At 46.5% G+C, this 24,134-nt stretch carries 25 protein-coding genes and 1 pseudogene; 19 read left to right on the plus strand and 7 right to left on the minus strand.

The window, feature by feature from the left end; translation table 11 throughout:
• From LCM00_RS10545 to LCM00_RS10565, 5 genes are all read left to right on the plus strand, one after another.
• Window positions 1–1,131, plus strand: coding sequence for a GerAB/ArcD/ProY family transporter (locus LCM00_RS10545; RefSeq protein WP_224901271.1), 1,131 nt, complete (start codon window positions 1–3; stop codon window positions 1,129–1,131).
• Complete coding sequence (locus LCM00_RS10550) at window positions 1,115–2,263, plus strand: Ger(x)C family spore germination protein (RefSeq protein ID WP_224901274.1); 1,149 nt, start codon at window positions 1,115–1,117, stop codon at window positions 2,261–2,263. Before LCM00_RS10545 ends, LCM00_RS10550 begins: the two co-directional genes overlap by 17 nt.
• A gap of 105 nt (window positions 2,264–2,368) precedes the next feature.
• Entirely contained in the window at window positions 2,369–2,953 is a 585-nt protein-coding gene (locus LCM00_RS10555) for an SCO family protein (protein WP_224901277.1), read from the plus strand.
• Window positions 2,954–3,071: 118 nt separating this feature from the next.
• The gene (locus LCM00_RS10560; RefSeq protein ID WP_224901280.1) at window positions 3,072–3,905 is read left to right on the plus strand and encodes an SGNH/GDSL hydrolase family protein; all 834 of its coding nucleotides are present in this window, start codon (window positions 3,072–3,074) and stop codon (window positions 3,903–3,905) included.
• 1 nt (window position 3,906) lies between these two features.
• Entirely contained in the window at window positions 3,907–4,491 is a 585-nt protein-coding gene (locus LCM00_RS10565) for a YpmS family protein (protein WP_404802150.1), read from the plus strand.
• Between the two features lie 155 nt (window positions 4,492–4,646).
• Here LCM00_RS10565 and LCM00_RS10570 read toward each other — a convergent pair whose 3' ends face one another.
• The gene (locus LCM00_RS10570; RefSeq protein ID WP_224901287.1) at window positions 4,647–5,411 is read right to left on the minus strand and encodes a DUF4397 domain-containing protein; all 765 of its coding nucleotides are present in this window, start codon (window positions 5,409–5,411) and stop codon (window positions 4,647–4,649) included.
• Window positions 5,412–5,746: 335 nt separating this feature from the next.
• Between LCM00_RS10570 and rsgA the strand changes: the two genes are divergently transcribed.
• From rsgA to LCM00_RS10590, 4 genes are all read left to right on the plus strand, one after another.
• The gene (gene rsgA, locus LCM00_RS10575) at window positions 5,747–6,808 is read left to right on the plus strand and encodes a ribosome small subunit-dependent GTPase A (RefSeq protein WP_224901290.1); all 1,062 of its coding nucleotides are present in this window, start codon (window positions 5,747–5,749) and stop codon (window positions 6,806–6,808) included.
• A gap of 254 nt (window positions 6,809–7,062) precedes the next feature.
• Complete coding sequence (gene msrA / locus LCM00_RS10580; protein WP_224901293.1) at window positions 7,063–7,602, plus strand: peptide-methionine (S)-S-oxide reductase MsrA; 540 nt, start codon at window positions 7,063–7,065, stop codon at window positions 7,600–7,602.
• Window positions 7,599–8,033 (plus strand): peptide-methionine (R)-S-oxide reductase MsrB, encoded by a 435-nt coding sequence (gene msrB, locus LCM00_RS10585; RefSeq protein WP_224901296.1) that lies wholly within the window; start codon window positions 7,599–7,601, stop codon window positions 8,031–8,033. Before msrA ends, msrB begins: the two co-directional genes overlap by 4 nt.
• 23 nt (window positions 8,034–8,056) lie before the next feature.
• Window positions 8,057–8,551, plus strand: a complete 495-nt coding sequence (locus tag LCM00_RS10590; protein WP_224901298.1) for a PTS sugar transporter subunit IIA — start codon at window positions 8,057–8,059, stop codon at window positions 8,549–8,551.
• Window positions 8,552–8,585: 34 nt separating this feature from the next.
• Here LCM00_RS10590 and LCM00_RS10595 read toward each other — a convergent pair whose 3' ends face one another.
• Window positions 8,586–9,173, minus strand: a complete 588-nt coding sequence (locus tag LCM00_RS10595) for a DUF502 domain-containing protein (RefSeq protein ID WP_224901301.1) — start codon at window positions 9,171–9,173, stop codon at window positions 8,586–8,588.
• Window positions 9,174–9,237: 64 nt separating this feature from the next.
• Entirely contained in the window at window positions 9,238–10,323 is a 1,086-nt protein-coding gene (locus LCM00_RS10600; RefSeq protein WP_224901304.1) for an SGNH/GDSL hydrolase family protein, read from the minus strand.
• An 827-nt stretch (window positions 10,324–11,150) separates the two neighbouring features.
• Here LCM00_RS10600 and LCM00_RS10605 point away from each other — a divergent pair.
• On the plus strand, window positions 11,151–11,321 hold the full coding sequence (locus LCM00_RS10605; RefSeq protein WP_224901307.1) for a YjcZ family sporulation protein: 171 nt from the start codon (window positions 11,151–11,153) through the stop codon (window positions 11,319–11,321).
• A gap of 47 nt (window positions 11,322–11,368) precedes the next feature.
• Here the strand turns inward: LCM00_RS10605 and LCM00_RS24880 are convergent, their stop codons facing one another.
• The 4 genes and pseudogenes from LCM00_RS24880 to LCM00_RS10620 form a co-directional block, all read right to left on the minus strand.
• Window positions 11,369–12,319 carry a methyl-accepting chemotaxis protein gene (locus LCM00_RS24880; RefSeq protein WP_404802152.1) on the minus strand — a complete coding sequence of 317 codons (951 nt, stop codon included), beginning with the start codon at window positions 12,317–12,319 and terminating at the stop codon, window positions 11,369–11,371.
• A gap of 24 nt (window positions 12,320–12,343) precedes the next feature.
• Window positions 12,344–13,087: pseudogene (locus LCM00_RS24885) on the minus strand (CHASE3 domain-containing protein); the annotation flags it as partial.
• A gap of 144 nt (window positions 13,088–13,231) precedes the next feature.
• Complete coding sequence (locus LCM00_RS10615) at window positions 13,232–13,624, minus strand: hypothetical protein (protein WP_224901316.1); 393 nt, start codon at window positions 13,622–13,624, stop codon at window positions 13,232–13,234.
• Window positions 13,625–13,762: 138 nt separating this feature from the next.
• Window positions 13,763–14,029: a YuzF family protein gene (locus tag LCM00_RS10620; protein WP_224901319.1), complete on the minus strand. Its 267-nt coding sequence runs from the start codon at window positions 14,027–14,029 to the stop codon at window positions 13,763–13,765.
• A 139-nt stretch (window positions 14,030–14,168) separates the two neighbouring features.
• On the opposite strand from LCM00_RS10620, the gene LCM00_RS10625 reads away from it, so the two are divergent.
• From LCM00_RS10625 to LCM00_RS10665, 9 genes are all read left to right on the plus strand, one after another.
• Window positions 14,169–15,548, plus strand: coding sequence for an aspartate aminotransferase family protein (locus tag LCM00_RS10625; protein WP_224901322.1), 1,380 nt, complete (start codon window positions 14,169–14,171; stop codon window positions 15,546–15,548).
• Window positions 15,545–16,237: a CoA transferase subunit A gene (locus LCM00_RS10630; RefSeq protein ID WP_224901325.1), complete on the plus strand. Its 693-nt coding sequence runs from the start codon at window positions 15,545–15,547 to the stop codon at window positions 16,235–16,237. Before LCM00_RS10625 ends, LCM00_RS10630 begins: the two co-directional genes overlap by 4 nt.
• The gene (locus tag LCM00_RS10635; RefSeq protein ID WP_224901328.1) at window positions 16,222–16,884 is read left to right on the plus strand and encodes a 3-oxoacid CoA-transferase subunit B; all 663 of its coding nucleotides are present in this window, start codon (window positions 16,222–16,224) and stop codon (window positions 16,882–16,884) included. Before LCM00_RS10630 ends, LCM00_RS10635 begins: the two co-directional genes overlap by 16 nt.
• Before the next feature lie 21 nt (window positions 16,885–16,905).
• A complete protein-coding gene (locus LCM00_RS10640) occupies window positions 16,906–18,165 on the plus strand; it encodes a peptidase (RefSeq protein ID WP_224901331.1) in 1,260 nt (419 codons plus the stop codon).
• 101 nt (window positions 18,166–18,266) lie between these two features.
• Window positions 18,267–19,688, plus strand: a complete 1,422-nt coding sequence (locus tag LCM00_RS10645; RefSeq protein WP_224901334.1) for an aldehyde dehydrogenase family protein — start codon at window positions 18,267–18,269, stop codon at window positions 19,686–19,688.
• A gap of 77 nt (window positions 19,689–19,765) precedes the next feature.
• Window positions 19,766–20,632, plus strand: a complete 867-nt coding sequence (ablB, locus tag LCM00_RS10650) for a putative beta-lysine N-acetyltransferase (RefSeq protein ID WP_224901337.1) — start codon at window positions 19,766–19,768, stop codon at window positions 20,630–20,632.
• 52 nt (window positions 20,633–20,684) lie between these two features.
• Complete coding sequence (locus LCM00_RS10655) at window positions 20,685–22,067, plus strand: sigma-54 interaction domain-containing protein (protein WP_224901339.1); 1,383 nt, start codon at window positions 20,685–20,687, stop codon at window positions 22,065–22,067.
• A 128-nt stretch (window positions 22,068–22,195) separates the two neighbouring features.
• Entirely contained in the window at window positions 22,196–23,611 is a 1,416-nt protein-coding gene (kamA, locus tag LCM00_RS10660) for a lysine 2,3-aminomutase (RefSeq protein ID WP_224901342.1), read from the plus strand.
• Window positions 23,608–23,883 carry a YokU family protein gene (locus tag LCM00_RS10665; protein ID WP_224901345.1) on the plus strand — a complete coding sequence of 92 codons (276 nt, stop codon included), beginning with the start codon at window positions 23,608–23,610 and terminating at the stop codon, window positions 23,881–23,883. The genes kamA and LCM00_RS10665 overlap by 4 nt, the downstream gene beginning before the upstream one ends.
• Window positions 23,884–24,134 lie beyond the last annotated feature (251 nt).

The raw sequence follows: 24,134 nt of genomic DNA on the forward strand, positions 1-24,134 counted from the left end.
GTGAAGCCCCAGATCAATATAAACCCAAAAGAAAATCTCCTTTTTGATGCGTTATTTATGTTTTTTCTTATCCATACCATTCAGACCGGGGTAGGTATTGCTGGGCTTCCCAGGATCGTCTATCTTTCCGCGGGCCATGACGGCTGGATTTCCATCATAATCTCCGGGCTGCTCGTCTCAGCAGTCATCTTTCTTTCGGTGATGATGCTGAAGCAATATGAAAGCGCAGATCTCTTCGGCATACATTACGATGTATTTGGGACCTTTTTAGGAAGGCTTATTAATCTCCTCTATACCTTTTATCTTATTTCGGGCATATTTGTTATCGTCATGAATTATGTTGAAATTGTCCAGGCGTGGGTTTTTCCTGATCTGTCCACCTGGTTCCTTGCTATGATCCTTTTGCTCCTGGCAGTGTATGCAGTAATGGGCGGCGTTCGCATTGCCGTCGGCTTTTCCTTTATGTCTTTTCTGCTTACATTCTGGATTGTCCTGATCATCATCGTCCCAGCCAGAGATTTCGATTACACCCACTTATTGCCGGTTTTGGAGTCGAGCTATACCGATGTTCTAAAAGGAGTATATAAAACATCCCTTTCCATAGTCGGTTTTGAAATGCTCCTCTTTTTATACCCTTTTATTAAGGATAAAAAAAAGGCCCATTTGTATACACAGCTTGGAGGCTTGTATACAACACTGCTGTTTGTCCTCGTGACCGTTATTTCTATAGGTTTTTTCGGGGAAAAGGGACTGGAAAGGACAATCTGGCCGGTGCTTTCTATGTTTAAGATCGTCCGTCTTCCTAATCTGGAGCGTTTTGAATTTATAGCAGTCTCATTTTGGATGCTGATTATACTGCCGAATATTTGCCTATATCTCTGGGCAGCTTCAAGGGGGATGAAAAGGGTTTTTCCCGGAAAGAAACAAAAAACCTTTATTATCCTGATTGCCCTCCTAGTGTGGAGCTGCAGTTTCCTTGTCAAAGCCAGGTATCAGATGAATATTGTAACCGATTATATTGGGATGGCAGGATTTTACTTAGGAATCTGCTATCCGGCATTGCTCTCGATGCTTGTTCTGGCGAAAAAGAAAATTTCAGCAAGGAGGAAGAGCGATGAAAATAGTGTGTAGTCTGCTGATAGCTTTGGGCCTCCTGCTGCCAGCTGCAGGATGTGTGAAGACGAAGCAGCTTGAAAGGCTGGGGCTGATCACGGCAATCGGCTATGATGAAAAAGGAGACATTATAGAGGGGACGGTAGTGCTGCACACCTTTGAGTCCAAGGAGGAAAATGTAACACAGATCATTACAGCTTCCGGCAACACAAGCAAGGGCATCCGCCAGAAGCAAAATATCAAAACTTCCCACAATCTTGTGTCCGGCCAGCTGAGGGTCGCCGTATACAGTGAGGAAACAGCAAAAAAAGGACTCCTTCAGCTTGTAGATACATTGAATCGCGATGCCACAATCGGAAACCTGGTATATTTGACGGTCAGCAAAGGGAAAGCGAAGGATCTGCTGAAAAAGGCAGGGCAAAAAGAGAAGACCAATCTTGGCACCTATCTGTATAATCTGATCAAACAGAATATTAAAGACGAGTTGATCCTTTCGCCTACGCTCCACGAATTCAATCACAGCTATTTTGATCCGGGTAAGGATCCTGTCCTTCCTGTCTTGAAGCTGGAAGAAGATAAAGTAATTATAGCGGGAATGGCCGCTTTTAAAGATGATTTGCTTGCGGGAGAGCTTGAAATTGAAAAGCTATTCTATCTGAAAACCTTAGAAGACAACTATGAGTCAGGGAACCTGGAGCTTGAGATTCCAAAGGAGAGGTTAAAGGAATACATCCTTCCTGCAAGCAGTGAAACGGAAGAACAAAAAGAAGAGCCCCTATTCATTACGATAGATGATATCGTGTCTACCAAGAAAATCAGGCTGAAGGACAGGGAAAAAGTGCAGTTCTCAATTGACATTAAACTGAAATCACGAATACTCGAGGTTTCACGCGATATGGACCTTGGCAATCCCAAAGTAATTAAGGCGGTGGAAAAGGAAACAGCCAAAAAAGTTAAGCAGGAGACAGAAACAATGCTAAAGCAGCTTCAGGAAATGGAGTCCGATCCCGTAGGCTTTGGGAATATTTATAGTGCTCATCTGGATCGCGGAAAGAGTATCACAAGAGATGAATGGCGAAACATTTACAAGAAGGCAAAATTTGATGTCCATGTGGAGAACACGATTGCCAGGACCGGCGTTATCGATTGACAGGAGCAGCAAGGCTAGTTCACTGATTTGTCATATCTTTTTCTTTCTTCTTTCTAATTCGTCTGCTAGAATTATTGCTATCTGATGAAGAGCAGGTGATTATATATGAAAAAAAAGCGGGTGTCGCTATTCAGCCTCGGACTGATGCTGCTGATAATTCTTTCCGCCTGCGGCCAAAAGGGTATCGAAAATCCATATAATTGGACGGTTCAGGACTTTACATATACCAACCAGGCTGGAGAACAGACAGGACTTGCAGACTTGAAGGGAAAGGTATGGATTGCAGATTTCATTTTTACAAGCTGTGAGGATGTCTGTCTTCCGATGACCTTCAATATGTCAAAGCTCCAGGATAAGGCAACGGAAGAGGGCATAGAAAATCTTCAGTTTGTTTCCTTCAGCGTCGATCCTGCCGTTGATACGCCGGAAGCATTGAAGGCATATGGCGACAATTTTGAAGCAGACTATGAAAATTGGAACTTTCTGACAGGATATGATCAGCAGGAAATTGAGGATTTTGCGAAGGAAAGCTTTAAGACTCTTGTCGTGAAACCGGAATCAGATGATCAGGTGATCCATGGGACCGAATTTTATCTTATAAACCAGGAAGGCAAAGTACTTAAGTCTTATACAGGGCTGAAGGATATACCTTATGAGGAGATCATTAAGGATATAAAATCGATTCAATAAGCGAAGAGGCGGCCCGTGCTGCCTCTTTTTCTTTCCGGCTGCGGACATTAAGCCCTGATTGGTTTCGATTGAAAGCAAACGTGTTATAATAATTATACTAGAAAAGGCAGGTGATTAGATGAAAAAGACATTCACCTTACTTGTATTGGCCGCTTTCTTCCTCTCTTCCTGCAGCGGGGCAGGGGACTCATCCCCTAAGAATTTGGGAATGAAGGATATCGGCATTTTTGAAAAAGAAATGGTGCCAAATGACTTTATTCCCCGTGATATTCATGTGGTCTCAGTTGGGGATTCGCTGACAGAGGGTGTTGGCGACAGTACTGGAAGGGGAGGCTACCTCCCTTACCTCCAAGAACAGCTGGAACAGGAAAAAGGCGTTGCACAGACGGAATTCCTTAATTTTGGAGTTAAAGGGAACCGGACAGACCAATTGCTGAAAAAGCTCAGATCATCGGAAGTCCGATCTGCCATTTCAGATGCAGACCTGGTCATTATCACTATCGGCGGAAATGATGTCATGAAAGTTGTAAGGCAGAATTTCTCCAATTTGAATGTCAGCGATTTTAAAGGCCAGAAAGCCCAGTATGAAGAAAACCTTAAAGAAATCATTGATACAGTACGCAGTGAGAATTCTGATACGCAGATTGCACTGATTGGACTTTACAATCCTTTTTATAAATGGTTTTCGGATATAACGGAAATATCTGATATCATGGACAACTGGAATGAAGCCAGCAGGAAAATCCTTTCCAGCTATGATTATACTTATTTTGTTGATATTAAGGATATTTTTGAAAATAAGGCAGAGGATTTGCTGTATACCGATTATTTCCATCCGAACGATAAAGGGTATGAGCTTATTGCGGATAGAGTCTACAGGCAGATTGGCCGGGAGACACTAGAAGTGATTGCCGAGCAGCAGAAATATGCAGCCAGGAATGAGGAGAGTTGACTTGAACAAAAAAAACAAATGGAAGGTCCTGTTTTTCCTATTATTGGGGATTGTAATTGCCTTCATAGCCCTTTTTTTCATTATGATAAATCTCCCGGCGAAAGATGAAGAGATTAATACAGCAGAGGTGGATGAAGACGGATATGTTCCATTTCATCTTCAGACCAATAAAAGCGACCTTAACAGAATCATTGCCCACTATATTGCCAAGGAAGGACTGGACGGTCCGATTGACTATGAAGTGATTCTTGATGATGAGGTTGAGCTTTATGGAAATCTCCCGGTATTCAGCCAGAACCTTGAAATGAAACTGACTTTCGAGCCTGAAGCACTGGACAACGGAGATGTTGTCCTTAGCCAGAAATCCATTGCTGTCGGCCAGCTGAATCTTCCGGTATCATATGTGCTGAAATTTGTCCGCGACAGATATCAGCTGCCTGAAGGGGTTGTCATCCAGCCTGATAAAGAGCAGATATATGTCTCTCTCCAGGATATGAAACTAAAGAGCGATCTTAAAGTTAAGGTTGATGAGTTTGACTTGAAAAAGGATGATATCCGCGTTACCTTATTTGTTCCGACTAAATAAAAAACTGGCTGATCTTTCAGCCAGTTTTTTCGTTCCGATAAGAGATTAATAGCTGCATGGAAGTACCATCGTGCAGACAAGTGCCTGATGCGATTAATAAGGCATGCGGGGTAGGTGCGAGCCGGTTTCCAGCCGCAGCATCATTGGGGGGCAGGTCACCCCTCAATGATAAGGGCTTCAAGCGGCGGTTCCCCGGCTGCTGTGCCCACTGCAAGGATGGTATACACTTTATTCGGCTGCAGCTTGACTCCCGGGAGTGAAAGGACTGTATTGCTGGAGCCGGCAACCCTGACTTCGAGATCGACTGTCATCGGAGTGAGCCCTAAATATTGAGTCGCCTGCCTGAAAGAGATGTTCGGGAAGATGACATCCCCTTTTTTGACGGCAATATCGACAGACGGGGCGTCCGGTGAAAGGTGAATGAATCTGACTTTGGTCTCTCCGGTCGGCACAGAAGGCTGATCTTCGAAGGCAAGCAGCTTCAATTTTGCAGCCGGTCCTGCTGCAGCAAGCGTATAGGATTTTCCGCCCTCCACTGTCACTTTTTTGCTGAGAACGGTTGACACCATATCACCGGCAGGATAGATATCTATCTGGTATTTCCCCGCAGGAAGGGACAAATAGCCGCTGACATCTTTGTAAGGGAAATCCTTCAATATCCTGTTCCCATTTACATAAATATCGACATTCGGTGCATCGGGGGAAGCGTGCACGACCCGGACCATAGCTGGCTGCCGCATGCTTTCATACTGCTGTGCGGCATCCATTCGCATGCTTTGGACAGCCCTTCTAATATATTTTAGATGCTGATAATAATAGGCAACATGCAGAGCTGGATCGCTGTACTTATAATACTTGGCAAGAAGATCGTATTTACTGGCTTTGGAAAAATAATCATGATGATCTCTGTTGAAAGACATACCTTTTCCGCTCCTATCCTCAAATATTCTCAGAGTATGATATGCCTCCAAGGATAGGTGTGTGCCTAGCGGAATTTTCGGAAAAAGGTTTACATTCGGTGATAAAAAGAATATAATGGTAACAAATATAAGCGAAAGCGGGTGAAGTGCTATGGAAAAATTATTATTTGCAGTAAATGAGATTGTATTTTCAAGCACGGCCCGGAGAGTAGCTGTATAAACCTGAGAATAGATCTATTCCTTTTTTATGCTGACTAAAACCATGGGCTGTGTGTCTGTGGTTTTTTATTATGCTCAAAAAAAATAAAACGGTCAGCATGGAGGAAATAATGAACATGAACTTAAAACAAATCGGCTTTGATGCACATTTTGAAACAGAGTTTAACAATCTTGCAGCGGAAGGACTTATTCCGGGCAGAGTGGCTCTTGAACATAAAAGAATGTACCGGGTCTGGACGGAAGAAGGAGAGCTGCTCTGCGAGGTTTCAGGCAAATATGCCTTTGCGGCAGGCAGCAGGGAAGATTACCCCGCAGTCGGTGATTGGGTGGCTGTGAAACCCAGAACAGAAGAACAAAAAGGGACCATACAGGCACTATTGCCGCGTAAAGGAAAGTTTTCCCGCAAAATGGCAGGAAATACAACCGAAGAGCAGATTGTGGCAGCCAATGTTTCAACCATCTTTCTTGTCAATTCTCTGAATGACGACCTGAACCTCCGGAGAATCGAACGTTATTTGCTCCTGGCATGGGAGTCAGGTGCAAATCCCGTAATCATCCTAACCAAAGCAGATCTATGTGAAGATGCAGATGAGAAAAAGTCGCTCGTTGAATCTATCAGCATGGGCGTGCCTGTGATTCCGGTCAGTGTTATGTCTGAATCGGGGATTGCTGAGCTCCGTCCCTATATAGGGCATGGGTCAACAGTTGCCCTGCTTGGCTCTTCTGGTGTAGGCAAATCGACCCTCACCAACTATCTCATGGGAAAAGAAGTGCAGAAGGTCCAGGAGATACGCGTGGATGATGATAAAGGAAAACATACGACAACACATAGGGAGCTGTTTATCCTTCCGGACGGAGGTGTGCTTATTGATACACCAGGCATGAGGGAGCTTCAGCTATGGAATAGTGAAAATGGGCTGTCCGAAAGCTTCTCTGATATCGAAGCACTCGCTGATTCCTGCCGGTTCAGGGACTGTTCCCATGAAGATGAGCCAGGCTGCGCTGTCCGCACCAGCATAAAGGATGGAGCAATGGAGGAAAGCAGGCTTGCGAGCTATAAAAAGCTTCAGCGCGAGCTGGCATACCTCGACAGGCGAATGGACAAAAAAGCCCAGTCTGACGAAAAGAAAAAATGGAAGAGCATCCATAAACAAATAAAGCATAAAACCAGGCATTAAAATAGGATAGGCTGCTGCTGTTCCGGTTATGCTGATTAATCCCGATATGGGAAAGCCTCCTGAGTCAAGGGGGCTTTTTCTATTTCACGGTTTTCCGGATAAAATATAGCAAAACAGCTGCCTGCCGCCTGATCAATGCAAAGCGCTTGCACTCAGCCGGCATAATCGGATAATCTAGGGAAGATAGCTTTAAAACCCCGTTTTAAAGGGAATAAGAGTAAGGTGAATGTAAAGCTGAAAAGAGGTGTCTTCAAGTGAATGAGAAGAAATTCGAAAAGGCCGTTTTTGCTGGAGGCTGTTTCTGGTGCATGGTCAAACCATTTGACCAGGAGCCCGGAATTGAAAAAGTGGTTTCCGGATATACAGGAGGTACGGTAAAAAACCCAACCTACAGGGAAGTTTGCTCCGAAACGACAGGACACTATGAAGCTGTTGAAATCACTTACGATCCTGAGGTCTACTCTTACAGCAGACTGCTTGATGTCTACTGGCAGCAGATCGATCCAACCGACCCTGGCGGACAGTTCTTTGACAGAGGACAGTCCTACCAGACTGCCATCTTCTATTATAATGATGAACAAAAGGAGCTTGCAGAGGAATCAAAGAAGCAGCTTCAGGAAAGCGGCCGGTTTAATAAGCCGATTGCGACAAAGATACTGCCGGGCCAGGAATTCTACCCTGCCGAGGATTATCATCAGGACTATTATAAAAAAAACCCGGACAGGTACGAATCATACCGCATCGGCTCGGGAAGAGATGCGTTCATCCGCAATAACTGGAGGGACATAAAATGAAGAATAAAGAAAACCTTGAAAAGAATCTGTCTCCGATGCAATACGAAGTGACGCAGAACAATGGCACAGAACCGCCGTTTCGGAATGAATACTGGAACGAATTTAATGACGGTATCTATGTGGACATCGTTTCAGGCAAGCCGCTGTTCAGCTCAAAGGATAAATATGATGCGGGATGCGGCTGGCCGAGCTTTACCAAACCTATTCAGGACGAAGAAATCATTGAAAAAGCGGATATGAGCCATTTCATGGTCCGGACGGAAGTACGGAGCAAGGAAGCTGACTCCCATCTTGGGCATGTGTTTGATGATGGGCCTGGTCCAAATGGGCTTCGCTATTGCATCAATTCTGCTGCAATGCGGTTCGTCCCGAAGGAAAAGCTTGCAGCAGAAGGATATGAAGAGTATGAAAAGCTTTTTGACGAAGACTAGAAAAAATAATTGGCGGTGTTTGTATGTTCAAGAAATTATTTGGCAAAAAAGAGGAAATTACGGAAGTAGAGCTGAAAGCACCCTTGACAGGGAAGGCGGTTGATTTGGCCGAAGTGCCGGATCCTGTATTCTCAGAAAAAATGATGGGAGACGGTCTGGCAATTGAACCTTCTGAAGGCATTGTCGTTTCTCCTGTGGATGGGGAGGTTGTACAAGTGTTCCCGACAAAGCATGCGATTGGCTTAAGGGCTGAAAATGGAGCGGAAATCCTTATCCATATCGGCCTTGAAACCGTGTCCATGAAAGGGGAAGGCTTTGAAACCCACATCTCCGAAGGTTCAAAAGTGAAAACAGGTGACAAGCTCGTAAGCTTTGATATTGATTTGGTCAAAGAAAAGGCGAAAAGCACCGTCACACCTGTAATCATCACCAATGGAGATGCTCTTTCTTCAATTGAAAAGAAACCTTTAGGAGCCGTAAATCGCGGGGAGACTCCTATTATCACTCTCGTTAAATAATGAAAAAAGCCGTCATAAGACGGCTTTTTTTCATTCAGGAAACATCGCCCTTATGCGTGGCCATGCCTCCGGATAAGATGAATTTCATTGCTTCCTCCGGCTTTACATCAATGATCTCTACTTTATCCTTTGGAATCAGGAATGTGAAGCCTGCCACCTGAAAAGTCTGAGGGATATAGACAGCAATGTCATTTTTCAAAGGCTCATAGAAATGTTCCAGATTTTCTGCTGTTATAAAACCGATGCTTTTCATGCCGTTGCCTGGTAAGGTGACAATCGCCACTTTTGAAAAGGCCCGCTTTTCACCAAGGAAGGAATTGATTGTATCTTTGATGACAGAGTAGATCGTCTTAACCAGCGGAATCCGATCCAGTATTCTGTCAATGAACCGGATCACGCTGCCAGTGATGAATTTGGTCGACAGCCATCCCAATAAAGTAATGGCTGCAGCTGTTGCCAGCAGTCCCACGCCAGGGATGTAATCTTCCTTCAAATACGGCTTCAGGGTGCTGCCCAGAAGATTGTCCAGGAACATGAATAATTTGTATATGACGAATATCACCAGAATGATTGGGACTATGGTCAATATGCCATTAATAAAATTTTTCAATAGGGTTTTCATCGTGTTTCTCCTTTATTATTGTTTCCTCCGCAAAAAGAGCTGCCGCAGGGCAGCCCGGGGTTCTTTATTGTTTCTCCGGCACGATAATTGAGGATATGCTGACAGATGAATAGGTCAATAGACTTTGGAGGCTCTGTTCACCTTTCACGACAAATCTAATGGTATGTGGTCCGTCGGATAGTCCGCTTGCTGCATATAGCGCCCTTTTTCTCTCAAATGGCCACCAGGTGGAAAGGGTTGTATAATACTGTCCGTCTATAAAGACATCAAGCATGCCGCCTTCGTCACTCCTCAATACATTTACACCAACAAAGGTGCCTTTAAATTCATATTCCAGTAAGCTGCCCTTTGCGGAGCTTTTCAGGAATCCGTTTTGATAGCGGAAATCTCCTTCCATCTTTTGTGCGTAGCTTTTTCTGGCCAAGGAAAAATCGGCAGCATCGTGAATGGGTGATTCCAGGGAAGCAATAGCAGGATTGTCTTCTGTAAGGGAACTGATGACAGTAAAGAGTTCTTCTGCATAAAATTTATAGCCTATTCCATTTGGATGGACTAGATCTTTGGTCAATTGTTCATCTGCAAGGCCAGACTTTTCAAATACGTCTCTCATATTTACGTTCTTTGCATGATAATGCTTCGAAATTCTTTCGATTTCACTCGTAAAGAGTTCATTGTCCAGCGGGCTTTCAGTAATGGTAATAATATCGCTTGCCGGATATTTTGTTTTCGCTTTTCTGAGCAGCATTTCATAAAAATAGGAGAAATCCTGCTCTGTCATGTACTTGCGGTCATTTTCCCCGAATACCAGAAAAATCAGGTCGATTCTTCCCTGATGTTCAGTATGCTGCAGCTTATATATACCTTCGAAAGCAGTTGCACCGCTTTGGACGACTGAAACTCTTTTATAATCATTGTGAAACTTTTCCTTTAGCAGCTCCTCAAGCTGGGCAAACCAGGTAAGCTCCTTCTTCTCGGCTCCTGAGCCCCTGCCGATGCTGTCTCCGATGATCATATAGCGGATGTTTTCATTTCGCGCCAGTTTTTCATAGACTGTCGATTCTGTTTCGTCCGCCCTTGAGAAAATCTGCACGCTCCACAAGGAGGCTGCAGCCAAAATCAGTGAGATAACAGCCATTAATCTTCTTTTCATTGGTGTCTCAAGTTCCCCCTGATGGTCGATTTTAATCTTTTTTAATTAATCCAGCTCTGTTGCTGGTCCGGGTGCATCTTATGCATGAGGCCCACAGGATGTGGACGGGGCGGTTTTAGCCTGCGTTCCTTAGTTGAACAGTCGCCGGCGCTTTTCTTTTTGTCCAGCTCCGTGCGCTAGCCCCTCGAGTCATAAGCCAACCAGATCAAAAGGTTAAAGAGCAAACCTTTCGCTCTGTTTGTCTTAAGCTTGTCGGGGCTGGGCAAGCGCCCTCCGCTTTTCTATTTGTCCAGCTCCGGGCGCTAGCCCCTCGAGGTCTTAAGCCACACCGGAATTGAAGGCAAAAAACGCCTTCTATTCCGGTGCGTCTTATGCTTGTCGGGGCTGGGCAAGCGCCCTCCGCTTTTCTATTTGTCCAGCCCCGGGCGCTAGCCCCTCGAGGTCTTAAGCCACACTGGAATTGAAGGCAAAAAACGCCTTCTATTCCGGTGCGTCTTATGCTTGTCGGGGCTGAGCAAGCGCCCTCCGCTTTTCTATTTGTCCATCTCCGGGCGCTAGCCCCTCGAGGTCTTAAGCCAACCAGATCAAAAGGTTAAAGAGCAAACCTTTCGCTCTGTTTGTCTTAAGCTTGTCGGGGCTGAGCAAGCGCCCTCCGCTTTTCTTTTTATCATAACTCAATGGATGTTATCTTAAAAGGGGTTTTTAAGCAGGTTGGGGCTTGTACAGTTAGTTTTATGATTAAAATGGGCGAATGCACATACAGGTCAAGTACCTAATACATATGGTGATATGGAAAGAGAAACAGAGAAAACGAGGAGTGATTCGAAATGAATTATGGGTACTCAGGCTACGGGTGTGATCCGTGCTATAGCGGAGGATATGGATATCCGGCTTATCCGGTTGCAGGAGCGCATGGCGGATATGCAGGGTTTGCGTTAATAGTTGTTCTATTCATTCTGTTGATTATCATCGGCGCAAGCTGCTACGGTAAATGGTAAAAAGGAAAGGATTGCCTTTGCGGCAATCCTTTCCTTTTTGCGGATATTCAGATTTTGAACTTTGAAACCAAAGCCCTCAGCTGCTCTGCCTGCCTTGACAGCTGTTCTGAGGAGCCGGCTATCTGGGACATTGCTGCAGAACCTTCCTCAGCTGCAGCAGCGGAAGAGTCTGTGCTGGCTGCTGTTTCCCTGGCAATGGCTGAAACTGAATCAAAAGCGGCTGTCACTTCTTCTGAAAGGCTGCGGGACGCAGATATTTCAGAAGCCATCTTATCAATATGTCCGGCTGTTTCCTCAGCCTTGCCCCTTATTTTCTTAAGAGAATTTTTCGTTGACTCCGAAATCGCGACGCCCTGCTTCACTTCCTCTGCACCTTGCTGATTGCCGGCTATAATCTTAGCAATTTCCTCCTGGATAGAGCCGACTATATTTGTAACCTGCTTGCCTGCCTGCTGGGACTGCTCTGCCAGCTTCCTGACTTCATCGGCTACCACGGCAAATCCTTTGCCTGATTCTCCTGCACGGGCAGCTTCAATGGCTGCATTGAGTGAAAGGAGGCCTGTTTGATCGGCGATTTCTGAAATTGTACTGATAATCGAATTGATATCAGCCGATTTTCTTCCAAGTGCTTCGATCAGCTCTGTATTCTGCTGCATCCTTTTTTCAATCATTCCGATTTTATCAGAAGCGAGCTGGACATTCTGCTGCCCTTCATCTGCTGCCAGCTGCATGGATTGAGAAGCTGAGCTAACCGAATTAGCACTCTCCTGGAGGGATGCTGATGCCTGATTAAGTTTTTCCATTGCGATAAGGGAAGCAGACATTTTACTGTAGGTTTCTTCTGAACCGCTGGCTATTTGGCCTGCACTGGCAGCGATCTGTGAAATTGTTTTGGATGTTTCCTCGCTGGAAGCATACAGCTCCTGGCTGCTGGAAGAAACATTGTCGGCAAGGGAGGATACTTCCCTTACCAGTCCCGCAATTCCTTCTATCAGCATATTGGCATCAGAAGCCAGCTTTGCCAGCTCATCTTTGGACTTTACCTCGATCCTTTTCGTCAGGTCTCCGCCTGCCTGGGCGATCTCAATCATAGATCGGCTGATTGCACTGGAGCTCCGTTTAATATTTCTTGATAGTGTAAAGCCAAACAGTGCCGAAAGCAGAAGTGCCGCAATGGCAAGGACAATGGTGCCGGTCTGTGCGGCTGATACCTGGCTGTTCAGATGAGCGATCCTTTCTTCGGAAGCCTTCAGCTCATCTTCCTCAAAAGACTGAATCTGGCTCTTAAGCTTATCCATTGTTTCTTTGCCTTTTGCCGATTCAACAAGCTGAGAAGCGTCTTCTTTTGAAAAGTCCCTGCGTGTTTCAATCACAGTATCAATCCAGACGAGCCATTCTTTATATGTATTTTCAATTTCAGTGATCTTATCCATTCTTGCTTTGCTGCCGGCACTCAGTTCCTTGAGTGTCTTCAGATTGTTATCAACCATGTTTTTGCCATTCCCGTATGAAGCAAGAAATGACTCTGAACCTGTGATGACAAAACCCCGTTCCCCAGTTTCTATATCTGAGTAGGCTTTGGACATTTGCTGCAGCTGTTTGTGGAATTCCATATCATGCCCGATGATATAATTCGTTTCTTCCTTCAGATTATGGATGCTTAAAATAGATCCTGCAGATAGCGCAGCAATGACGATCAGCAATATCCCGAAGGATAGATTGACCTTTCCTCTGATCGTCTTAAAATATGAAATTACTTTTTTCATGGTGAACGCTCCCCCTAGGTAAAAAGACCTTTTCAGGCTGATAGATCAAAAGTCTGCCAATATAGAAAATTATAGCAGGTTTTAAAGGGGGACTCTGCAAAAATTAGCGAAATTATGAAAAAAATCTGCAGCGAGTTTATTATCTTATTTCATTGTGAGTATAAGTTTTTCCTGTTTGTCATCGAGCTGGATCAGAACGGTGAAACTTTCTTCCATGTCAGCAGGGAATTTGACATGTTCAAAGACATGTTCAACAGAAGCTTCTTCTTTGCTTGAAAAATCGGTCTGATAGGCTGCTTTTGAATGGCCTGGAAGTGAAACTGAAAGAGTCAGCTCTTTTTCTTCCTGGATTTTTTCTCCGTTATACATCAGTTTAAGAGTGATTGCAGCCTCGCTGATTGTTTCGTCTGCCTTTATTTCCATTTTACCGTCCCAGTTCTCGCTTTTTCCTTCATATGTGTAGTAGGAAGGTGTTGAGCATCCCGTAAGCAAGAATAAAAATGAACTGGCCGCGATCAGGACTTTTTTCAAGCCCATGCACATTCCTCCTTTATATCTGAACGCTGTTTTCTTTTTCTATTCTTACCCCGGATGGGGAATTTAAATGACATGTTCAAGCTGATATAAAATAAAAAAAGAAGCCATGCACCTTAACATGACTTCCCGGTCTTCCGCTCAATCAGGCATAATTGTCACAATCTGAGCGATTCTGATAAAAAAGATTTCATCTCCGGATTGAACAGCTATATGATCGGGCTTTACATCCATCAGCCTTCCCCGCAATGTATCTTTTACCGTTTCGACAACAAGGTTTTTGCCCATTACACTTTGAAGTGTCTGATAGACATAAGGATCAAAATGAAAAACGGGGGCTGGCGCCTGCATTTGCCGGGTGCCCATCATATTAACATCAGCAGGCATGTGGTTTCTATAATACTGCATTTTTTAAATCTCCTCCTGTTCAGTTAACAATATGCACTGGCCGGGCTTCAGGTGCCGAGGGGAATTTATTCAGAAAGATTCCCGATGGACATTCATATAATGAAGCGAGCGGGGCAGCACACGCGAGACAAGTGACTGAATGGGGGAAGCGACATTGAATCAGCCGTCGTTTTTGATAAAACCTATGCTGGATGCCGAATATCCAATGATTGAACGGGGCAAAGGCATCTACTTATATGACAAAGACGGAAAGAAATATCTGGATGCCTGTTCAGGGGCAGTGACAGCGAACATCGGGCACGGTAACGAAGAAGTGATCGAGGCAATGATGGAACAGGCTAAAAAGGTTTCATTCGTATACAGATCCCAATTCACCAGCGATGCAGCGGAGAACCTTGCCAGGAAAATAGCAGAAATTCTTCCGGGTGATCTGAATTGGTCATTTTTTGTAAACAGCGGCTCAGAGGCCACAGAAACTGCGATGAAAATAGCCATTCAATACTGGCAGGAAAAAGGGATAAAAACGAAAACAAAAATTTTATCCCGATGGGTCAGCTATCACGGCATCACAATGGGGGCGCTTTCCATGTCAGGCCATCCGGGCAGGAGGGCAAGATTTGTCCCTCTTCTGGAGGATTTTCCTGCCGTTCATCCGCCATACTGCTACCGCTGTCCATATGGGCTGGAAGCACCTCGATGCGGACATCTGTGCGCAGCAGAACTCGAAACGGCGATTAAACGAATGGGAGCTGAGCAGATTGCAGCCTTTATTGCAGAGCCGGTCATCGGTGCAGCAGGAGGGGCGATCTCCCCTCCGGACGGTTACTATAAAGTCATAAAAGAGATCTGCGAAAGAAACGATATTTTGTTCATAGCCGATGAGGTCATGACGGGATTTGGGCGCACAGGTACGGTGCTTGCCTGCGAAAACTGGGGCATCCAGCCGGACATCGCCGCGTTTGGCAAAGGCATGGGGGCCGGCTATGCCCCGATAGCCGCAGCCGTAGTCTCCGATAAAATAATGGAGCCTATCATGGAAGGGTCAAAGTCAATCATGAGCGGCCATACATTGAGCGCCAATCCGCAATCATGCGCGGTTTCCCTGGCAGTCCTGGAATATCTGGAAAAAAGGAAAATCATACCTGAGGTGGGCAGGAAAGGAGAGTACCTGAGTGATCATCTCCGCCGGCTGGAAAAGAAGTACAGTTTCATTGGCGACATCAGGGGGAAGGGACTGCTTCTGGGAATAGAGCTGGTTAAGGACAAAGCGGCCAAGGACCCATTCGGCCGGTGCCAGATGGCTGTACAAAAGCTGGTCAGCGCCGCCCAGGAGCAGGGCATACTCCTATATCCCGCCGGTTCAGGGTTAGACGGCATTCATGGGGATGCCGTCATCCTTGCACCTCCTTTAAACATCACCTTGGAGGAGCTGGACGAATTGGCAGTGCTCCTTGACCGGGCTTTGTCCGCATTCCAAAGAATCATTGAACAGGAAAGCCTGAAGGGAGGAGGCTCATGAGCAGCTCTTTTAATAAAATTGTGACCGCAGCACAGGCAATGAATCATTTTCATGATGGCATTTCCATAATCGCCGGAGGATTCGGTGGAATCGGTACGCCGCCGGCCCTTATTGAGGAATTGGTTCAAAAGGGGACAAAAAATATCACCCTTATCTGCAATGATGCCGGATTTCCCCATATAGGCGCAGGGAGGCTTGTTACACTGGGACGGGTCAGGAAATTGGTTGCATCACATATAGGCTCCAACCCCGAGGCAGGCCGCCTGATGAATGAAGGCAAGCTCGAAGTGGAATTCTCTCCCCAGGGGACGCTTGCTGAAAGGATCAGGGCTGGCGGTGTTGGCATTGCCGGGATATTGACCGATATCGGCATTTCAAATGAGATGGTTTCAGCAGGGAAGGCAACTCATAAAATCAGCGGAAAAGAATATCTGATTGAAACGGCGATCACTGCTGACATTTCAATTGTGTATGCCAAAAAGGCGGATCCGTTCGGCAATCTTATATATGACAAAAGTGCACGCAATACAAACCCCCTGGCAGCCATGGCAGGGAATAAAACGATTGCCGAGGTGGAGGAAATCGTCCCAATGGGCGCCATTGATCCGGATGAGGTCATGACGCCGGGGGTATTTGTGGATTATGTTGTTCCTTCAAAGGGAGTGAACTGGAAATGGGCATGGGAATAGAGAACCGCAAGAAGATTGCGAAGAGGGCAGCTGAGGAAATCAAAGATGGAATGATAGTCAACCTGGGAATCGGCATCCCTTCCCTTGTGCCTGACTTTCTGCCTGAATCAATAAGCGTTATGTTTCATGCAGAAAACGGAATAACAGGGATGGGGCCAAGCCCGGTTAAAGGCAAGGAAGATCCGCATCTATGCAATGCGGGCGGCTTCCCGGTCACAAGCATAAAAGGTGCCTCGTATTGCGACAGCACCATTGCCTTCGGGATGATCAGGCGCGGGAGGGTTGATTTGACTATTCTCGGCTCACTTCAGGTCAGCGGGAAGGGAGATCTGGCGAACTGGATCGTTCCCGGCAAGAAAGTACCGGGGATGGGAGGGGCGATGGAGCTTGCACAGAAAGCAAAGAGAGTCATCGTTGTCATGAATCAGACAGATAAAAACGGCCAGCCGAAAATCCTTGAGAATTGTACACTCCCGCTGACATCGCCTTCCTGTGCATCGCTTGTGATAACCGAAATGGCTGTGTTTGAAATTACGGAAACAGGAATGGTCCTGAAGGAGCTATTTGCTCCATATTCAGTGGAGGAAGTAAAGAGCAAGACAGGCTGCAGGCTGCGGCTGGCGGAGAACATCAGAATAATAGATTAGCAGGCGGGGGAGGCGGTTTTATTGAGTGAGAGTGATGGAAGAGTAAAAGAATGGCTGAACAAAAACCGGTCCAAAGGAATCAGGCTTCTCCAAAGGCTTGTCCAGGAACCGAGCACAAGGGGAAATGAGGCCGGTGCCCAGGCTGTAATCATCGAGAAGTGCCGGGAAATGGGGCTTGAGCTGGATATATGGGAAATCGGCAAAGATGAGCTCCCTGCACATCCCCTATTCTGTTCTGACAGAAGGGACTTCAGCGGCAACCCGAATGTAGTGGGGGTCTGGAAGGGGACCGGAGGCGGCAGAAGCATCATTTTGAATGGCCATATCGATGTGGTGCCTGAGGGCAGCAGGGATGATTGGAAATATGACCCCTTTGGCGGACATATAAAGGACGGCAGGCTATATGGCAGGGGGGCGACCGACATGAAGGGCGGGACAGTATCCCTTCTGCTGGCGGTTGAGTCCTTGATAGCGTCGGGGAAGAAATTGAAGGGAGATGTCATTTTTCAGAGTGTCATAGAAGAGGAAAGCGGGGGGGCCGGAACGCTTGCAGCTGTAATCAGGGGCTACAAAGCAGACGGAGCGATTATCCCTGAACCGACAAATATGAAGCTCTTCCCAAAACAGCAGGGCTCTATGTGGTTCAGGATTAAAGTCAAAGGCCGTGCTGCACATGGCGGCACCCGCTATGAGGGTGTCAGTGCGATTGAAAAGGCCATCACAGTTATCGCTTCTCTCCAAGAGCTCGAAAAAAAGAGAAATGAACGAATTACAGATCCTTTATATAAAGGTATACCTATCCCGATTCCAATCAACATCGGAAAAATCACCAGCGGGGAGTGGCCATCCTCTGTCCCGGATACCGCCGTCATCGAAGGCAGGATCGGAGTTGCTCCTGAAGAAAATATGAAAATGGCAGAAAACGAGCTGGAAGCGGCATTAAGCTCCCTATCGGAAAAAGATGAGTGGTTCAGGGAAAATCCCTGCAAGGTCGAGTGGTTTGGCGGGAGATGGCAGCCTGGGAATTTGGATATTGGCCATCCACTCATGAACATAATATCAGCAAGCTATGAAAAGGCCGCAGGAGAAAAGCCGCTGATAGAGGCATCTCCATGGGGGACAGACGGCGGCATCCTTTCAAAGGCCGGCGGGACGCCTGTTGTCGTTTTTGGCCCTGGAACTACGGAGGCAGCCCACGACGCGGATGAATCCATCTCCCTGGACGAAATGTTCAAGGCTGCAGAGATCATTGCCGAAAGCATCATAGAGTGGTGCGGCTGATGGCGGTGAAGGTTCCAATGGCCAGCAGGAAAAGCCGATTGATGGGATTTTTCGGCACGAGAATTTATACTTAAGTTACATTGTCTTTAGGAGGTAAAAATATGAAGCAGGATTTATGGATCAATGGCAGTTTTGAACCCGGAAGAGAATACAGGGAGCTTAGAAGCCCTTATAATCAGGAGAAGCTGGCAGATGTGGCAGCGGCTGGAAGCGAAGAAATCGAGGCAGCCATCGCTTCTGCAGAGAAAGCATCAAAAATGATGGCCGGATTGCCTGCGCATAAAAGGGCTGAGATTCTGGAGAATGCAGTCCAAATCCTCAAGGAAGAAAAAGAGGAGTGTGCAAGGATCATTTCGCAGGAAGCAGCAAAGCCGTTAAAAGCAGCACGTGCAGAGGTGGAAAGGACCATCACGACATATGCATTTGCAGCACAGGAAGCCAGAAGGCTGTATGGTGAAACCATCCCGATGGATGCAGCGCCTGGGGGCGAGGGGCGTCTTGCCTACACGGTAAAAGAGCCGCTCGGGGTCATTGGAGCGATTACGCCCTTCAACTTCCCTATGAATCTCGTTGCCCATAAGGTCGGACCGGCAATTGCGGCCGGCAATACAGTTGTCCTGAAGCCGGCAAGCCAGACGCCTCTGAGCGCCTATAAGATCGCTGATATTTTCCATCGTGCCGGGCTGCCAGCCGGTGCACTCAATGTTATTTCAGGCAGCGGAAAAACAATCGGCGACAGCTTCCTCTCTGACAAAAGGATCAAGATGATCACTTTTACGGGAAGCCCTGAAGTAGGCACCTATATCAGGGAAAACGCCGGGCTGAAAAAAGTGACCCTCGAGCTGGGCTCAAACTCCGCCGTCATTGTGGATAAAGATACCGATCTTGATAAAGCCGTCCCGAGAATTGTATCAGGGGCTTTTGCCTTTCAGGGCCAGGTCTGCATCTCTGTGCAGCGGATATATGTGCATGAAGGCATTTTTGAAGATTTTTCTCAAAGGTTTGTCCAAGAAGCCGGCAAGCTCCAGGCAGGAGACCCGCTGGATGAGACGACAGATGTTTCTGCAATGATTTCAAAAGAGGATGCCGACCGGGCGGAGTCCTGGGTGAAAAGCGCTGTGGACGGAGGAGCAAAACTTGCTCTCGGAGGGAGCGGGGAAGGCTCTGTTTTTCAGCCGACAGTTCTGCTTGACGTAGATAAAGATCAGAAAATCTCCTGTGAAGAGGCTTTTGCCCCTGTCGTCCATATCAACCGCTTCTCAGATATAGATGAAGCGATCGGTTTTGTAAATGATTCCCAATATGGACTCCAGGCAGGTATCTTCACAAAGGATATCAATGCCGCGCTGAAGGCGGCACGCGAGCTGGAAGTGGGCGGCGTCATGATCAATGATTTTCCAACCTTCCGTGTTGACCATATGCCATATGGCGGAGTAAAACTGAGCGGGACCGGCCGGGAAGGCATCAAATATGCCGTCGAGGAAATGACAGAACTTAAGCTTGTCAGCATTAAATATGAATAACCTTTCAGCAGAAGGGACGGTTATTAAGCAATGGGGTGCTCGGACGAGTGACCCCTTTATTTAAAGGGGGGAAGAATATGGAGAAGTCATCAGTAAGAATGATCAGGCAGGAGACATTCTCTCTTGAAGTTTTCATTGATCCTTATAACAAAAGAATAAGGGTGGATGACACCCTTGGAAACCATGGGGATGCCCTTGCCTTTGCTTATGGTTTAAGAGAAGAGATCCAGGCAGAAAAAATGATCGTTAAAGCCAGGGCAGAGGAGGCCGAATTTTATCTGGAGAACGGCTTCCAGGCAGAAGGCAAGATCGACGGTTATTTTTTAGGCTCTGATGCTTATTTCATGTCCAAGTATTATAAGAGCAGCAGGAGAACCAATACGAACTGGGCTGAGGAGGATGAGGTCGCAGAAAAGGTCCGCAGGCTTGAAAGAACCGGAATTTATTCCGGCCTTGAGAAGCCATTCAGGCTTGTCCGCTTCCAGACGGAAGATGCACCGTCTTTGGCCGAGCTGTACAAAGCGGTATTCCAGGTATACCCCGTACCTATGGATGACCCCCAATATATCGAAAAGTCGATGGAAAGCGGCACTTTATTTTTCGGAGTGAAATACGAAGGCAAGATTGTAAGTGCGGCATCTGCAGAAATCAATTCCTTCTACAGAAATGCTGAATTGACAGACTGCGCTACTCTGCCGGACTTCCGGAAGCATGGATTAATGAAGATACTGATAGCCAAGCTTGAGGAAGAGCTTATCCGCCAAGGTATCTTTTGCGCGTATTCCATTGCAAGAAGCCTTTCATATGGAATGAATGCAGCCCTTCATCAGCACGGATACAGCTACAGGGGCAGGCTGTCCAATAATTGTTATATTTTTGATAAGCTTGAAGATATGAACATCTGGGTTAAAAATCTGGCCATGATGCCAAAATTCCGGCACTAGACTGACAATTTTCCGGCACCTTTTCATATAGTTGAATAAGGGGGTTGGACGTATGAAAGAACAAGTGCTTACAGCCATTTTGAAGGGAATTGACGAAGGCATCCATGCTGTGGATATAAACGGGATCACTATTTTTTATAATGAAGTTGCCGCTCTGCATGATGCTATGGGGGTCGATGAGGTGCTTGGAAAGCCGCTGCTTGAAAGCTTTCCATCACTAAGCTTGAAGTCAAGCACCCTCCTCCAGGTAATGAAAACAAAACAGCCGATATACGACCAGTCCCAAAGCTATATCAACCTGCATGGCAAAAGGATTGAAACGCTGAACACCACCCTTCCCATTTTTGTGGAAGGAGAGCTTGTAGGGGCTGTGGAAATTGCAAAGGACTATTCCCGGCTGAAGATATTGTCCGAAAGGCTCCTGGATCTTCAGAAAGCAAGCATGCCTAGCGAAAGGAAGCCGCGCCCGGCAGGAAGCACGGTTTATACGCTGGATGATCTGCTGACTGGCAATGCGGGCTTTATGAAGCTGAAGAAGGAAGCTTTAAAGCTTGCTGACTCTTCTTCTCCCATCCTCGTATTTGGGGAAAGCGGGTGCGGCAAGGAGCTGTTTGTCCAGGGAATCCACCATGCATCACCCAGAAGGGAGAAGCCTTTCATAGCGCAGAATTGTGCTGCTATTCCAGAAACCCTCCTTGAAGGAATTCTTTTCGGTACAGCGAAGGGAAGTTATACGGGAGCAGTAGAAAGGCCCGGGCTGTTTGAACTGGCAGATGGGGGGACGCTGTTCCTCGATGAACTTCATACAATGCCTGCGCTGCTGCAGGCAAAGCTTTTGCGGGTGCTTGAGGACGGGTCAGTCAGGCGCGTCGGCGGGTCCAGAAACATAGCCACAAATGTCAGAATCATCGCGGCCATGAATAAACACCCGCATGATGCCATGGAGGAGGGGATACTGAGGCATGACCTCTATTACCGGCTCAATGTGTTCACATTCGAATTATTTCCTCTCCGAAATAGGCCTGAGGATATCGAACTTCTGGCGGGCCATTTCCTCGAGTCCTTTAACAGCAAGCTCGGGAAACATGTAAAAAAGATTGGCAGTACTGCTGCAAAGTTCTTCAGAAGCTATCACTGGCCGGGAAATGTGAGGGAATTAAAGCATACGATTGAGTATATGGTCAATGTTTCTGAGGGCAGCGAGATAACTGAAGAAGATCTGCCAGCCATGCTGAAACAGGCGAGTGCCAAAAACGGAAGCAAGACAGGGAGTTCTTCCTTAAAAGATCGTGTGCAGGCAGCAGAAAAAGAAATCATTGAGGGTGCAATTGCCGAGACGGGCGGGAACATCCTGCAGGCTGCCAGGCTCCTGAACATCCCGAGGCAGACACTTCAATATAAGCTTCACAAGCATCAACTGGGAAATGCCGAATAACCGGCATTTCTTTTTATTTTACTTCCGTTCCTGCAGGCGTACATAAGGATTAACAATTGGCATGGAAATTGCATGTAATACAGTATAAGGAAGCTGCAAACTTTACCATTAGCTGGGAGGAATTGAAAATGAAGCTGGACTTATATAAAGCAGACCGCCATTGGAAGGATATCGAGCTTTGGAAGGATGTAACAGAAGAGCAATGGAATGACTGGCTTTGGCAGCTGACCAATACGATAAGAAACCTGGAAGATTTGAAAAAAGTCATTAATCTGACAGCTGAGGAAGAAGAGGGCGTAAAGATTTCAACTAAAACAATCCCATTGAATATTACACCATATTATGCATCCCTGATGAATCCTGATGATCCCCGCTGTCCTGTCAGGATGCAGTCTGTCCCGATTTCTCAGGAAATCCACAAAACGAAATATGACCTTGAAGACCCCCTCCATGAAGATGAAGACTCGCCTGTGCCCGGATTGACGCACCGCTATCCGGACCGGGTGCTGTTCCTTGTCACCAATCAATGCTCCATGTACTGCCGCTATTGCACAAGGAGAAGGTTCTCCGGCCAGATCGGCATGGGCGTCCCTAAAAAGCAGCTGGACGATGCGATAGCTTATATCAGGAACACACCTGAAGTCCGTGATGTGCTCATCTCAGGAGGAGATGGACTGTTAATCAATGATAAAATCCTGGAATATATATTGAAAAACCTGAGGGAAATCGATCATGTTGAAATCATCAGGATCGGCACCAGGGCCCCGGTCGTTTTTCCCCAAAGGATAACAGAGAACCTGTGCAATATTTTAAAGAAATACCATCCGATCTGGCTGAACACCCACTTCAATACGAGCATTGAAATTACCGAAGAAGCTAAAAAGGCATGCGAAATGCTCGCCGATGCGGGAGTGCCTGTCGGCAACCAGGCAGTCATCCTGGCGGGCATCAATGACAGTGTCCCGATCATGAAAAAACTGATGCATGACCTTGTTAAGATCAGGGTGCGTCCTTACTATATCTATCAGTGCGATTTATCAGAAGGCATCGGCCATTTTAGGGCACCTGTTTCAAAAGGACTGGAGATTATAGAAGGTCTGAGGGGGCATACATCAGGCTACGCCGTACCTACTTTTGTCGTCGATGCACCTGGCGGCGGCGGGAAGATTGCGCTGCAGCCGAATTATTTGATCTCCCAAAGCGCTGAAAAGACAGTGCTCCGCAATTTTGAGGGAGTCATAACCTCTTATCCAGAGCCGGAGAATTATGTCCCGGGCAGGGCAGAGGACTATTTCAAAAGGATTTATCCTGATATGGACCAGAAGAAAAGCAATACAGGAATATCGGCACTCATGAATGATTCACAGTTCAACCTTGTTCCTGAAGGCCTGAGAAGGCTGGACCGCAGGGAAGAGTACCAGCAGGATCCGGGGCACCATTCCCTCAAGGATAAACGGGAAAAGCGCGATGAATTGAAAGATAAGAAATTTGAAGCGCAGATGAAGAAGTGGGGACAGCAGGAGAAGGGAGAGGAACAATCATGAATTGTGATTGGTGCTCATCTGATGAAACGGCAAGGCAGACAACTTCGGTCTTCTGGGAACTGCCGGATGGAACAAAAGGGATTGAGATACAAGAAACACCCTGTATTGTATGCACTGGATGCGGAATGATTTATCAGGAAGAAAAGGTGATTGAACAGATCGAAGACCAGCTCTTTTTAATAGATACGAAAAGAATTGAAAAAACACTTACCTTTGAAGAATTGATGGCTAAACCGAAGCTCCTGAAGAGGAATTATTTCAAATTCGATTAAGAGACAGCAAAAAGGCCCATCGTGAATGGGCCTTTTTGACTTGCATGGAAATCTGCTGCATCTTTTCAAGGCATAGCAGTAAAAATCCAAAAAAAGGCTGCTGAGATGCAGTAGGTGAGCAGCCTTTCATTGGTTTCCTCCCAGCAGTTATACATACCACGTCCCTGTAAAACAGCCTGCAGACAGCAATCCTCCTGCACATCTTCCAAGGCCGGCTATTCTCGGGAGGAGAGAGCCTTTCTGTTGCTGGT

It is taken from the genome of Bacillus infantis (genome assembly GCF_020171945.1).
Taxonomy (GTDB): Bacteria; Bacillota; Bacilli; order Bacillales; family Cytobacillaceae; genus Bacillus_AB; species Bacillus_AB infantis_A.

Excerpts from the sequence above, each read along its gene's own strand:
- LCM00_RS10600 (WP_224901304.1), bottom strand. The coding sequence starts at position 10,323 with ATGAAAAGAAGATTAATGGCTGTTATCTCACTGATTTTGGCTGCAGCC.
- LCM00_RS10555 (WP_224901277.1), top strand. The coding sequence starts at position 2,369 with ATGAAAAAAAAGCGGGTGTCGCTATTCAGCCTCGGACTGATGCTGCTG.
- LCM00_RS10665 (WP_224901345.1), top strand. The coding sequence starts at position 23,608 with ATGAATTGTGATTGGTGCTCATCTGATGAAACGGCAAGGCAGACAACT.
- LCM00_RS10645 (WP_224901334.1), top strand. The coding sequence starts at position 18,267 with ATGAAGCAGGATTTATGGATCAATGGCAGTTTTGAACCCGGAAGAGAA.
- LCM00_RS10570 (WP_224901287.1), bottom strand. The coding sequence starts at position 5,411 with ATGTCTTTCAACAGAGATCATCATGATTATTTTTCCAAAGCCAGTAAA.
- LCM00_RS10560 (WP_224901280.1), top strand. The coding sequence starts at position 3,072 with ATGAAAAAGACATTCACCTTACTTGTATTGGCCGCTTTCTTCCTCTCT.
- LCM00_RS24880 (WP_404802152.1), bottom strand. The coding sequence starts at position 12,319 with ATGCTGATAGAAGGAATTGCGGGACTGGTAAGGGAAGTATCCTCCCTT.
- LCM00_RS10620 (WP_224901319.1), bottom strand. The coding sequence starts at position 14,029 with ATGCAGTATTATAGAAACCACATGCCTGCTGATGTTAATATGATGGGC.
- LCM00_RS10615 (WP_224901316.1), bottom strand. The coding sequence starts at position 13,624 with ATGGGCTTGAAAAAAGTCCTGATCGCGGCCAGTTCATTTTTATTCTTG.
- LCM00_RS10590 (WP_224901298.1), top strand. The coding sequence starts at position 8,057 with ATGTTCAAGAAATTATTTGGCAAAAAAGAGGAAATTACGGAAGTAGAG.
- LCM00_RS10605 (WP_224901307.1), top strand. The coding sequence starts at position 11,151 with ATGAATTATGGGTACTCAGGCTACGGGTGTGATCCGTGCTATAGCGGA.
- rsgA (WP_224901290.1), top strand. The coding sequence starts at position 5,747 with ATGAACTTAAAACAAATCGGCTTTGATGCACATTTTGAAACAGAGTTT.
- LCM00_RS10625 (WP_224901322.1), top strand. The coding sequence starts at position 14,169 with ATGGGGGAAGCGACATTGAATCAGCCGTCGTTTTTGATAAAACCTATG.
- LCM00_RS10595 (WP_224901301.1), bottom strand. The coding sequence starts at position 9,173 with ATGAAAACCCTATTGAAAAATTTTATTAATGGCATATTGACCATAGTC.
- ablB (WP_224901337.1), top strand. The coding sequence starts at position 19,766 with ATGGAGAAGTCATCAGTAAGAATGATCAGGCAGGAGACATTCTCTCTT.
- LCM00_RS10630 (WP_224901325.1), top strand. The coding sequence starts at position 15,545 with ATGAGCAGCTCTTTTAATAAAATTGTGACCGCAGCACAGGCAATGAAT.
- LCM00_RS10655 (WP_224901339.1), top strand. The coding sequence starts at position 20,685 with ATGAAAGAACAAGTGCTTACAGCCATTTTGAAGGGAATTGACGAAGGC.
- msrB (WP_224901296.1), top strand. The coding sequence starts at position 7,599 with ATGAAGAATAAAGAAAACCTTGAAAAGAATCTGTCTCCGATGCAATAC.
- kamA (WP_224901342.1), top strand. The coding sequence starts at position 22,196 with ATGAAGCTGGACTTATATAAAGCAGACCGCCATTGGAAGGATATCGAG.
- LCM00_RS10635 (WP_224901328.1), top strand. The coding sequence starts at position 16,222 with ATGGGCATGGGAATAGAGAACCGCAAGAAGATTGCGAAGAGGGCAGCT.
- LCM00_RS10550 (WP_224901274.1), top strand. The coding sequence starts at position 1,115 with ATGAAAATAGTGTGTAGTCTGCTGATAGCTTTGGGCCTCCTGCTGCCA.